General features: G+C 70.9%; 10 protein-coding genes. 4 read left to right on the plus strand and 6 right to left on the minus strand.

Annotated elements, in window-relative coordinates:
- Positions 1–5: 5 nt before the first annotated feature.
- Genes QM633_RS13660 through QM633_RS13675 form a run of 4 tightly spaced genes read right to left on the minus strand, consistent with a single transcriptional unit; the run spans position 6 to position 3,636 of the window.
- Positions 6–878, minus strand: coding sequence for an ABC transporter permease (locus QM633_RS13660; RefSeq protein WP_415154312.1), 873 nt, complete (start codon positions 876–878; stop codon positions 6–8).
- A complete protein-coding gene (locus tag QM633_RS13665) occupies positions 875–1,681 on the minus strand; it encodes an ABC transporter permease (RefSeq protein WP_415154313.1) in 807 nt (268 codons plus the stop codon). Before QM633_RS13665 ends, QM633_RS13660 begins: the two co-directional genes overlap by 4 nt.
- Positions 1,682–2,506, minus strand: coding sequence for an ABC transporter ATP-binding protein (locus tag QM633_RS13670; RefSeq protein ID WP_415154314.1), 825 nt, complete (start codon positions 2,504–2,506; stop codon positions 1,682–1,684).
- The gene (locus tag QM633_RS13675) at positions 2,503–3,636 is read right to left on the minus strand and encodes an ABC transporter substrate-binding protein (protein WP_415154315.1); all 1,134 of its coding nucleotides are present in this window, start codon (positions 3,634–3,636) and stop codon (positions 2,503–2,505) included. Before QM633_RS13675 ends, QM633_RS13670 begins: the two co-directional genes overlap by 4 nt.
- Positions 3,637–3,849: 213 nt before the next feature.
- Between QM633_RS13675 and QM633_RS13680 the strand changes: the two genes are divergently transcribed.
- Complete coding sequence (locus tag QM633_RS13680; RefSeq protein ID WP_415154316.1) at positions 3,850–5,658, plus strand: ABC transporter ATP-binding protein; 1,809 nt, start codon at positions 3,850–3,852, stop codon at positions 5,656–5,658.
- Positions 5,655–7,478, plus strand: coding sequence for an ABC transporter ATP-binding protein (locus QM633_RS13685; RefSeq protein WP_415154317.1), 1,824 nt, complete (start codon positions 5,655–5,657; stop codon positions 7,476–7,478). Before QM633_RS13680 ends, QM633_RS13685 begins: the two co-directional genes overlap by 4 nt.
- Positions 7,479–7,755: 277 nt before the next feature.
- On the opposite strand, the gene QM633_RS13690 is transcribed toward QM633_RS13685, so the two are convergent.
- Both QM633_RS13690 and QM633_RS13695 read right to left on the minus strand, forming a co-directional pair.
- The gene (locus QM633_RS13690) at positions 7,756–8,589 is read right to left on the minus strand and encodes an SDR family oxidoreductase (protein ID WP_415154318.1); all 834 of its coding nucleotides are present in this window, start codon (positions 8,587–8,589) and stop codon (positions 7,756–7,758) included.
- Between the two features lie 2 nt (positions 8,590–8,591).
- Positions 8,592–9,362: an enoyl-CoA hydratase/isomerase family protein gene (locus QM633_RS13695; protein ID WP_415154319.1), complete on the minus strand. Its 771-nt coding sequence runs from the start codon at positions 9,360–9,362 to the stop codon at positions 8,592–8,594.
- 115 nt (positions 9,363–9,477) lie between these two features.
- Here QM633_RS13695 and QM633_RS13700 point away from each other — a divergent pair, with 115 nt between their 5' ends.
- Both QM633_RS13700 and QM633_RS13705 read left to right on the plus strand, forming a co-directional pair.
- Positions 9,478–9,735 carry a hypothetical protein gene (locus tag QM633_RS13700; protein WP_415154320.1) on the plus strand — a complete coding sequence of 86 codons (258 nt, stop codon included), beginning with the start codon at positions 9,478–9,480 and terminating at the stop codon, positions 9,733–9,735.
- A 137-nt stretch (positions 9,736–9,872) separates the two neighbouring features.
- Entirely contained in the window at positions 9,873–11,267 is a 1,395-nt protein-coding gene (locus tag QM633_RS13705; RefSeq protein ID WP_415154321.1) for an MATE family efflux transporter, read from the plus strand.
- Positions 11,268–11,299 lie beyond the last annotated feature (32 nt).

Consider the following 11,299-nt stretch of genomic DNA (forward strand, 5'->3'; position numbering starts at 1 on the left):
GCACCCTAGTCGAGGCCGGCGTTCATGCCCATCCGGGCGAGCACCACGTTCTCGACGATCTGCACGAGGTTGTACAGCAGCAGGGTGAGGAGGGTGATGATCGCGACCGAGGCCCACAGGTCGTCGAAGCGGGCGGACGCGGTGAACTTCACGATCGATCCCCCGATTCCCTGGCCGGTGGAGAGCCACTCGGCCAGCAGGGCTCCGGTGACAGCCCCGGGGACAGATACCCGAGCCGCCGCGAACAGCGACGGCAGGGCGCCCGGGATGCTGACCTTGAGCAGCTGGGTGAGGTGGCTGCCGCCGTAGACGGCGACGACATCGAGGCTCTCGGGGTTCGCCCGGCTCAGCCCGAACAGCACCGACGCCAGGGCCGGGAAGAGCACGACGATGCTGCCGATCACCGCCACCGACGCGGCGGTAGCGCGTCCGGTGATGAGCAGGATCACCGGTGCGATCGACACCAGCGGGACGGTGCGCAGCAGCAGTGCCAATGGCATCACGGCTGCCTCGACGGAGCGCGAGAGGCTGAAGAGTACGGCCAGGACGGTTGCGATCACCATGCCCACCGCGAAACCGAGGGCGGCGTCGGCCAGGGTGTCGGCGAGAAGTGAGCTCAGCGCGGCGCGGTGTGCCGCGGCAAGTCGCTCGGGCTTGGTCACCCCGGCGGCATCGACGAACAAGTAGTCGTAGACGTCCAGCGGGCCCTTGCCGACATAGGACGAGATACCGCTGAAGCTGATCGTGGCCTGCCACAGCAGGAGCACCACGACGATGGTGAGCAGGGCATTGAGCAGGGAGACCCCAAGCGAGCGCAGCGCGGACCTGGTGCGGTCGGCGCGCAGGACCTCCGGGAGATCAGCGATCGTGCTGGTCATGCGCGGCCCCTGCCGGAGACCCAAGGCGTGACCAGGCGGGCGAGGACGCCAACGACGGCATAGCCGGCCAGCGCGACGATCGCGCACAGCAGGAAGACAGCCCAGACCCCCGCAGACTCGAGCTGGCCCTGCAGTCGCACGAGGGTGATGCCGACGCTGCGGTCGGTCGCGCCCATGTACTCACCGAGCACCGCGCCGAGGAAGGCTGTCGGGACGGCGATCTGCAGAGCGTTCAGGATGGACGGCAGCGCCGCCACGAGCCGTACCTTCACCAGCTCGGTCCAACGCGTGCCGCCGTAGACCCGAACCACGTCGAGGCTGCGCTCGTCGGCCGACCGGAAGCCGAGCAGGGCGCCGACGACGGTCGTGAAGAACACCGACAGCGCCGCCAGGAAGATGGCCGTGGCGGACGGGGCGCCCGGCTGCTTGGCGCCGCCGAGCACGACGATCGAGATACCGCCCACCGCAACCAGCGGCAGGCAATAGCTCACCACCGCGATCTGGGTGATGACGGTCTCCGCCTTCGGCACCAGCAGCACCACAGCTGCCAGCAGGAGCGCGAGCCCGTTGCCCCAGGCGAAGCCGATCGCGGCCTCGGTGATGGTGGGGGAGAACACTCCCCAGGCGCCCACGATGTTGCCCTGTACGAAGAGCCAGTCGATGACGGCCGCCGGTGAGGGAACGGGCGTGAAGTCTGTGCCCTGCGGCGGTCGGAAAGCGGTGACCGAGAGCAGCCACCAGGCGAACACAAGGGCGACCCCCCCGAGCGCCGCGGCGAGCCAGCGCGGCATTCCCCTGGCCACTCAGGCCTCCGCCTCGGCTCGCCCGTCCGCCCCGAAGAGCAGTTCGGAAGCGCGGTCGGCGAGCTCGTGGAACTCGGGGGTGCGCATCATGTCGGGGGTCCGGGGACGCGGCAGCGTCACGTCGATGATCTCCTTGATCCGTCCCGGGCGCGGGGACATCACGGCCACCCGGTCTGCCAGAAAGATCGCCTCGGAGATGCCGTGGGTGACCAGCAGGGTGGTCGCCGGCTTCTCCGTCCAGATCCGCAGCAGCTCGAGGTTGAGGTTCTGCCGGGTCATGTCGTCCAGCGCACCGAAGGGTTCGTCGAGCAGCAGGACCGACGGCTTGAGCGTGAGGGCCCGGGCGATCGAGACGCGCTGCCGCATCCCGCCGGAGAGCTGGGCAGGCTTGGCGTGCTCGAAGCCACCGAGCCCGACCAGGGCGATCAGCTCCTCGACATAGTTGCGGTCGGGCTTGCGTCCGGCGACCTCGAAAGGCAGCTGGATGTTCTTCCAGACGCTGCGCCAGGGCAGCAGGGCGTGGTCCTGGAAGGCGATGCCCAGCTCGCTGACCGAGCGCAACTCGTCGGGTGACTTGCCGTCAACCAGGGCGGTCCCGGAGGTCGGGTGTTCGAGGCCCGCCAGGATGCGCAGGATCGTCGACTTGCCGCAGCCGGAGGGGCCGAGCAGAGCGGTGAAGGAGCCCCGGTCGGTGTGGAGGTCGGTGTCCTGGAGGGCGACGACAGAGCGGCCGCCGGCTACCCGGAAAGTCTTGCCCAGCCCGGAGATCTGGACGCCGGTGCCCAGGCTCAGCTGGGCACCGGCGTCCGTCATCGCTTCGGTCACGCGGGCAGGTAGTTCTTGAGGTCGGGGTTCTCGGCGTAGATCTCGTCGATGATCGTGGTGTCGAAGAGGTCTTCGACGCTCACGTCCCAACCTGCCGCAGCCAGCGAGGCGGTGGTCTGCTGCTTGAGCTCGTCGGAGATCGTGAAGAGACCGTTGGCCTTGGTCTCGTCGGTGGAGATCAGCGCCTGCTCGGCCTCCAGCCCCAGCTTGGTCTTCTCGGGGTCGAGGGTGCCGAAGCCGGATTCGGTGCCGCCGGCAGAGGCCGCCTCGTCGTAGTGCTTCTTGATCAGGGTCACCGTGTCGTCGACCGGGTTCTTGAAGGTGTCGGTCCAGCCCTTGATCTCGGCGATCAGGAATGCCTTGAGCAAGTCCCGGTTGCCTGCCAGGTACTCGTCGGTGACCGAGAAGGTCTCCGCGACGTAGGGAACCCCGTTCTCGGCGTAAGGCAGGTTCGTGATGTCGTAGCCGGCGAGCTTGACGGTGAGCGCCTCATTGGTCAGGTAGGCCATGAAGCCGTCGACCTCGCCCTTCATGAGCGGCGTCGGGTCGAAGTCGACCGGGACGACGGTCACCTGGTCCTCGGAGATGCCGTTCGCGGCGAGAATGGCCTTGAAGACGCTGGCGTTGGAGTCCTGCACGCCGATCTTCTTGCCGACCAGATCCTGCGGGGTGGTGATGTTCGCGCCGTCCTTCAGCGACAGGATCGTGAAGGGGTTCTTCTGGAAGGTGGCGCCGATGATCTTCAGTGGGGCGTCCTGCTCGGCGATCGCGGCACCGACCGAGGCGGCGTCGCTGAGCGCGACCTGCACGGTACCGCTGAGCAGCTTGGCGACCCCGGTGTCCGGCCCGGACACACCGTTCACGGCTGTGAACCCGGCCTCGTCGTAGTACCCCTTGTCATAGGCGTAGAACTCGCCGGCGAACTCCTCGTTCTTGATCCACGAGTACTGGACGCTGATCTCGCCGTAGGAGGCGGGGGAGGCGCTGCTGGCGGCCGGGGCGGAGCTGGTTTCAGCCGGAGTGCCGCCGCAGCCCACGAGCGCAAAGGACGCAGCGGTGGCGGCCGCCACCACACTGAGCACGCGCGTCAGGCGGGTCCGGGATGGCGGGGTCAGGTCAGGCAGAGCCATCTGGGTTCCCTTCGGAAACATGGTGTGAAAGGTGATGGCGCTGAGGCTAGCGGCGCAACGTTTCCATCGCGTTTCCGCCAGTGCACAGCATGATCTCATCCACCCGCGGTGTCACAGGGACGTGCCGCGTCAACTGAGGCCCGCCCGGGGCGGTCCTGTCGTAGGGTGTCGACCGGGTCGATCAGTGTGGATTCCTGGGGCGGGAGGCCTCCTGTGCGGACGGTGCTGAGGCGTCGGTGGCACTCGTTCGTCCAGTACCGCACGTTTCTGGGATGGGTGCCCGCCTGGCTGCTCGCCGGTGTGGTGATGCTGCACGTGGTGGCGGGCCTGGCCGTTCCTGCGGTGCTGTGGGGCATGGGCCTCGCGGTCGACGCGGCGACCCGGTCCGGGGAGGGCCTTGCCTTCGCCCTGCTCCTGTGCGGAGTGGGGCTGGTGCTGCAGCAGGGGCTGGCGCCGGCGCAGGTATGGGCGTCGGCGGAGGTCTCGCAGCGGGTGGACGCACGGGTGTCGTCGGCGCTGGTCGAGACCTGCGACCGCAGCGGGTTGCGGGCTCTGGAGGACGATCTGGTGGTGTCCCGGGTGCGGGACGTGTCGGAGTCTTTGTCGAGTCGCTGGGACACGCCGGGTGAGGCGACGGGCGGAGCCCTGGCGCTGGTCTCCCGTTACGTGACCCTGGCGGCGAGCGTGGGACTTCTGGGTTGGGTCGCCGGCTGGTGGGTCGGTCTGCTGGGGCTGGTGATCGCCCTGGTGAACCGGCTGGGCCAGACGTTCGCGTTGTCGGTGTGGTCGACGGTGAACCGGCGCCGGGCGCCGAACCGGCGGCGGATGTCCTATCTGCGGGAGTTGGCGACCGATCCGCTGCTGGCCCGCGAGGTGCGCAAGCTGCGTCTGCACGGATGGCTGGCGCAGCGATACCGGTGGGAGGCCCGCCGACACCTCGCTCCGCTGTGGTACGCGCGCCGGACGGTGCTGGGCTGGCGGTTCGTGGGCTACTCGGTGGTCTCGCTGGCGCTGGGCGGGCTGCTGCTCTGGCTGGGTGTGGCACACCTGTCGGGGCAGGGCCCGGTGTCGGCCGGCCAGCTGACCGTGCTGATCCAGGCCTGTGTGGTGTGCGTGCTGTTCGGCGTGATGTTCCCCGAGAGCGACATCCGCATGCTGTACGGGCTGGCGCCGTGGGATTCACTGCGCGCCGTCGCTGACACTCTCGCTGTCGAGCCGCGGGCACCGCTGCCTGCGTCCCCAGCCGTTCCCCCGTCGGCTCCGGCCGCGGTGCGGGTGGACGGTGTCCGGTTCGGCTACCTGCCGGGGCTGGACGTCCTGGCCGGGGTGGACCTGGACCTGCCCGCGGGAACGTCGACCGCGCTGGTCGGGGTGAACGGGGCGGGAAAGTCGACGCTGGTGAAGCTGCTGGCCGGCTACTACAGCCCGGACACCGGTGAGGTGCGGGTGGACGGTGCGCCGCTGGCGTCGACAGCTGGTCGGGTCTGGCAGGGCGGGATCGCGGTGCTGTTCCAGGACTACCTGACCTACCAGCTGAGCCTGCGGGAGAACGTGGTCATGCAGTCGGCCAGGAACAGTGTCGACGACCAGGTCGTGGTGGCGTGCCTGGAGCAGGTCGGCCTCGCGCCGGTGGTGGCCCGGCTGGAGCGCGGGCTGGACACGCCGTTGTCGCGGCTGTTGCCCGGGGGGACGGAGCTGTCGGGTGGGCAGTGGCAACGGCTGGCTCTGGCACGGGCGCTGTATGCGGTGCGAACCGGTGCCCGGCTGCTGGTGATGGACGAGCCCACCTCCCAGCTGGACGCGCGCGGGGAGGCCGAGTTCTACCGGCAGTTCCTGGAACTCACCGAAGGTGTGACCACACTGGTGATCTCGCACCGCTTCTCCTCTGTCCGACGAGCCGATCGGATCGCCGTCCTCGACGGTGGTGTCATCACCGAGCGGGGCAGCCACGACGAGCTCCTGGCCGCCGGCGGCACCTACGCCCGGATGTTCACCGCCCAGGCAGCGAGGTACGGGCTGTGACGAAGCACGCCTCGCTGCGCGCCATCCCGGTCGTGATCGGCCTGGCCTGGCGCACCGACCGGCGACGGCTGATCATCGGGGCCGGACTGGTGCTGCTCGGCACCCTCGCCCAGCCCGGGGTGGCGCTCGGCGTCCGGACGCTCACCGACCAGGCACTGGCCGGCGGCCCGCCCGGGCCGCTCGGGCTGCTCGCCTTCGTCGTGGCCGGCTGCCTGGTCGCCCAGTTGATGCTCAGCCACTTCGGCCACCTGTGGTACTTCGAGCTCGGCGAGCTGGTCGAGATCGAACTGAACCTGATGGTCGCCGGAGCGATCCATCACAACCAGCCGCTCGAAGCCGTCGAACGCCCCGAGGTGGCCGACGGGATCGACCTGGCCCGCGCCGACATCGCCCGGATCCGCTCCACCGTCGAGGCCACGATCCTGCTGGCCACCGTCGCCCTGCAACTGCTGTTCACCTGCGTCCTGCTCGCCTCGGTCAGCCCGTGGCTGCTGCTCCTGCCCGCCGCGGCGACCCTGCCGGTGATCGTGACCAGCCGCGCCGAGGCGCCCCTCCAGCGGGCCCGCGAACAGGCGGCCGGTCCTGCCCGACGGGTCCGACAGGCCAGGGACGCGACCACGATCGCCACCCAGGTCAAGGAGACCCGCCTGGGGGCCGGCCACCGACGGCTGGTGACCATCCACGACCGGGCCCAGCTCGACTACGCCCGCACCATGCGTCGCGGCTACGCCGGCTACCTCGCGCGACGTGCCGCCGGCCAGCTCCCGTTCGCGATCGCCCTGGTCGCGGCGATCGGATGGTCGGCCCACCTGGCGGGCATCGGGCAGGCGTCCACCGGCGATGTCGTCATGGTGCTCGCCCTCACCACCCAGGTCGGCGGCCAGGTCGCGAACGCGATCGCCCAACTCAACACCGTCACTCAGGCCTCCGCCGGTGTCGACCGCATCCTCAGTCTCGCCGCCACCCTGCCATCGGCCACCGGTCTGGCCATGCCACCCGAGCACGGCCTGAGTGGCGGCATCGAGCTGAACCGGCTGACCTACACCTACCCCGACGCGCGCGATCCCGCCCTCGCCGATCTCAACCTGCGCATCCCGGCCGGCAGCGCGGTCGCGGTGGTCGGCGAGAACGGCGCGGGCAAGTCGACCCTGATCAAGCTGCTTCAGGGGCTGTACCAGCCCACAGCCGGCACGATCGCCATCGACGGGATCGACCTCGCCGACCTTCGGCCCGAGGCCTGGCACGCCCGCTCCACCGCACTGTTCCAGGACTTCACGCACCTCGATTTCACCGCCAAGGAGTCCATCGGCGTCGGGGAGATCGAGAACATCGACGACAGCGACGCCGTCCACGCCGCCGTCGGACGCGCCCGCGCCGACGGACTGGTGGAGGCCGTCGGCGGTCTCGGCACCGTGCTGGGCACCCGTTACCGGGCCGGACGAGAACTCTCCGGCGGACAATGGCAGTCCGTCGGCCTGGCCAGGGCCTTGATGCACGAGCGGCCCCTGCTCCTGACCCTCGACGAACCGGGCCACTCCCTCGACCCGGAAGCAGAGATCGCGATGGTCGAGGCCTACGAGCGCGCCGCCGCCGACTACGCCCGCCGGAGCGGAGCGATCGCCTTCTACGTCACCCACCGGCTCTCCAGCGTCCGCAACGCCGACCTCGTCCTGGTCCTCCGCAACGGACGCGTCGACGCCGTCGGCCGTCACGACCAACTCCTCGCCGGAGCCGGCTACTACGCCGACCTGTACACCATGCAGGCGGACGCGTACAGCACCGCGGCCTCCCGGCCTGCGCGGCAGGCCGGGTCGGGATGACCGATCCGGCCGCCGGACGCGTCCCGGGGGGCCCGGGGCCCGCGACGGGCTCGATGCGGACGGCCGGTCCGAGCGAGGCCAGCACCGGCGACCGGATCGTGGTGGGGTGGCCGGCCGACGCGGCGGCGTGGATCCCGCCGTCGCGCCACGACCGAACCCCGGCCGGGAGCCTCCTCGGCCCTGAGCGGTGATCCGGGTCGCCCGTCGCCGCCCGGCGCGATCCGGGTGGCAGAGCCGCGCCTTGCGCGCCCACCCCGCAGAGGCGGAACCCCGGGGTTCAGTCGAGGAAGATGTCCGGTTGCAGGGCCTCGTCCGGGGTTCCGGGGACGGCGGCGTAGCCGGAGAAGTCGGTGACGCCCGCACCGCGCAGGACGTCCTCGACGATCAGGGACGCTCCGGTGAGCTCCCGGCTCGGCCGGCAGAGCACCACGTGCGCGGCGTCGGCGTAGACCGCCGGCGTGCGGCTGGCCCGCATCATCTCCTCTCCGCCGAGAGCATGGCGGACGGCGGCGGTCGCGACGGTCGTGCGCGGCCACAGCGTGTTGGCCGCGATCCCGTCGCTCGCGTTCTCCGCGGCGAGCCCGAGGGTGGCCAGCGTCATCCCGTACTTGGCGAGCATGTAGCCGGGGAACGCGCCCAGCCAGGCCGGCCGCAGGTTGAGCGGCGGCGACAGCGACAGGATGTGCGGGTTCTCCGCCCTGCGCAGCCACGGGAGGGCCGCCCGCGACAGCATGAAGGTGCCCCGCACGTTCACATCCTGCATCAGGTCATAGCGCTTCCCGGTCAGCTCCGTCGTGGCGGACAGGTCGATCACCGACGCGTTGTTCACCACGACGTCGATTCCCCCGAAGGCGCCCACCGCTGCGGCCACGGCGCGGTCGATGTCGTCGTCGTTGCGGACGTCACCGACCACGGCGAGCGCGCGGCCGCCGGCGGCGACGATCGCCTCGGCCGCGGTGTGCACCGTCCCCTCGAGCCGGGGGTGCGGGGCGTCGGTCTTGGCCAGCAGGGTGATGTTCGCCCCGTCGCGGGCTGCCCGCAGCGCGATCGCCAGCCCGATCCCCCTGCTCCCGCCCGAGATCAGCAGGGACCTGCCGGCAAGGGTGGCCATCCTCAGCGCCGCCCCGAGCCGGCCGCGAAGGCTGCCACCCTGGCGCGGGCGTCGTCGGTGTCGAACGCCCTGCCGATGGTGGCCGCCTCGTCGGCGAGGCTCTCCGCGAACGGACGGGACGCGCCCGCGCGCACGAGACGCTTCGCCTGCCCGAAGGCGCCGGTCGCGTTGTCCAGCCAGGAGCGCGCCACCTGCCCGGCGCGCGCGGCCACGTCCGCTGGCGCCACCACCTCGGTGACCAGGCCCCAGTCCAGGGCGGTGCCCGCGTCCAGCGCGCGGTCCGACAGGAGCAGTTGCAGCGCACGCCGTTCGCCGATCGCGCGGGACAGCAGCGTGGAGGTGCCCAGGTCCGGGGTCAGCCCGATGTCGGCGTACTTCGACACGAACCGGGCCGACGCGGACGCCACGATGTAGTCGGCGGTGAGCATCAGTCCCAGGCCGCCTCCGGCGACGGCGCCCTGGACCGCTGCCACGACCGGCCTGTCCGACCCGACCAGCGCACCGATGCCCTCGTTGATCACCTCGGCCAGCCGGGCGACCGCCGGACCACCCTCGCCGGAACGCGCCATGTGCACCACGTCGCCGCCCGCGCAGAAGGCGGTCCCCGCCGCGTCCACCAGCACCGCGCCGACCGACGGATCCGCCACCACCTGCCGGGCGACCTCGCGCCAGCGTCCGGCCATCGCGGAGTCGACCGCGTTGAGGGAGGCGGGCCGGTTCAGCGTGATGCGTGCGAGCCCGCCGGTGATGTCGAGCAGGATGCTGTCTGACATGGTGCTCCTTCGTCGGGGACGGCCACGCTGGCAACCAGTGAACCCGTATCCGGGGAGCCGCGCCAGTGTGCCGCCAGGGACGGCACGCGGGCCGGCCCTGGCCTAGGCTGAAGTCATGGACGAAGAGGGCGGCGACGTCGGGCAGCTGAGGGAGCAGGTCGCGCAGGTGCGGGTGCGGGCGATCGAGACCAACCGTGCGTTGATCGTCGAGTTGACCGGCCTGTGGCGGGAGCTGAACCAACGGGACGACGGCAGCGAGGACGCCCGCCAGCTCCGCGAGGAGGTCGCCGCCGACATCGCCCGGCTGGAGAAGCTCGATCTCGCCTTCGACACCGAGTGGCTCGCCGAGGCGAGGCGCATTCCGCGGCGGTGAGGCTCGGACGGCCGTTCGGCTCGACGCCGGACGTCCGCCGTTGATAACGTTTCACACGAACCAAGAGGCAGACCGGGGGAGAACGCGATCCGTCCGTCCGATTGCGTGATCCGTTCCCGACTCCACGAAACGCCTGCATGACCAAGAACCTGACCATCGGACCACCGGTCCGCCAGATCGTCGTGTTCACGGTGCCGCTGCTGGTGGGCAACGTCTTCCAGCAGCTGTACGCCGTGACCGACGCCATCGTCGTCGGGCGCATGCTCGGTGTCGACGCGCTCGCCGCCGTGGGCGCCTCCGGCAGCCTGCAGTTCCTGCTGTTCGGCTTCGCGATCGGCGCCTCCGCCGGCCTCGCGATCCCCGTCGCGCGGGCGTACGGGGCCGGCGACCTGCCGGCGATGCGCCGATCGGTCGCGGCCGGTGCCCTGATCAGCCTGGCTGTCGCCGCCGCGATCGTGGCCATTGGCACGATCGGCGCGCACCCCCTGCTGGTCCTGATGGGGACGCCCCCGGAACTCCTCGGCGACGCGACCACCTTCCTCACCGTCCTGTTCAGCGGAGCGGCGGCCACGGTGGCCTTCAACTTCCTCAGCGCGATCATCCGCGCTCTCGGCGACAGCAGGACGCCGCTGATCTTCCTCGTCGTGGCCTGTGTGCTGAACGCGACCCTCGTCGTGGTGTTCATCGCGGGACTCCACCTCGGTATCGGCGGGGCGGCGGCGGCGACCATCGTCGCCCAGGCGACGTCCGTGGTGCTCTGCCTGGTCCTGATCGCCCGCCGGATGCCGGAACTCCGGCTGCGCAGCCGGGACTGGCGGGTGCAGCGCTCGAACCTGTCCGAGTCGGCCGGCACCGGCCTGACCATGGGCTTCCAGATGTCGGTGATCGCGATCGGCGCCGTGGTCCTCCAGTACGGCATCAACACCCTCGGTGCGGACGCGGTCGCGGCCTTCACCGCGGCGATGCGGGTGGACCAGGTGGCCGTCGCACCGCTGGCGTCCGTCGGCGTGGCGATGACCACCTATGTCGCCCAGAACCGCGGCGCCGGGCAGTGGTGGCGGATCCGGGTGGGCGTGTTCCGGATCAGCATCGTCGCCGCCGGCCTGGCGCTCGTGCTCGGCGTCGTGATCTGGCTGGCGGGGACGCGGATCGTCGAACTCTTCGTCGGTCCGGGCCAGGACCGGGTCGTCGGCATGGCGCACCAGTACCTGATCGTCAACAGCGCCCTGTACGCCGTGCTCGCGATGGTGTTCCTGCTGCGGAACACCATCCAGGGGCTGGGCGCCACCACCGTGCCCACCATCGCCGGCTTCGCCGAGCTCGGGGTGCGCAGCCTGGTCGGGTTGTTCCTGGTCGAACGCATCGGCTTCCTCGGGGCGTGCCTGGCCGCTCCACTCGCGTGGGTCGGAGCGCTGCTGCCGATCGCGATCGCCTGGTTCCTCGAGCGGCGGCGGCTGCTCCGCTACGACGCGGCCGGCCTGCCGGCCCGTGGCTGCCCCTCCGCCCCGCTGGAGGCCGCGCCCGCCCAGTAGGGTGGCCCGCGTGACGAGCCCGGGACCCTGGC

Source organism: Propionicimonas sp., assembly GCF_047606205.1.
GTDB lineage: Bacteria > Actinomycetota > Actinomycetes > Propionibacteriales > Propionibacteriaceae > Propionicimonas.

Bases quoted from the DNA above. Each gene is read 5' to 3' on its own strand.
- QM633_RS13705 (WP_415154321.1), top strand. From the start codon at position 9,873: ATGACCAAGAACCTGACCATCGGACCACCGGTCCGCCAGATCGTCGTG.
- QM633_RS13675 (WP_415154315.1), bottom strand. From the start codon at position 3,636: ATGGCTCTGCCTGACCTGACCCCGCCATCCCGGACCCGCCTGACGCGC.
- QM633_RS13700 (WP_415154320.1), top strand. From the start codon at position 9,478: ATGGACGAAGAGGGCGGCGACGTCGGGCAGCTGAGGGAGCAGGTCGCG.
- QM633_RS13690 (WP_415154318.1), bottom strand. From the start codon at position 8,589: ATGGCCACCCTTGCCGGCAGGTCCCTGCTGATCTCGGGCGGGAGCAGG.
- QM633_RS13695 (WP_415154319.1), bottom strand. From the start codon at position 9,362: ATGTCAGACAGCATCCTGCTCGACATCACCGGCGGGCTCGCACGCATC.
- QM633_RS13660 (WP_415154312.1), bottom strand. From the start codon at position 878: ATGACCAGCACGATCGCTGATCTCCCGGAGGTCCTGCGCGCCGACCGC.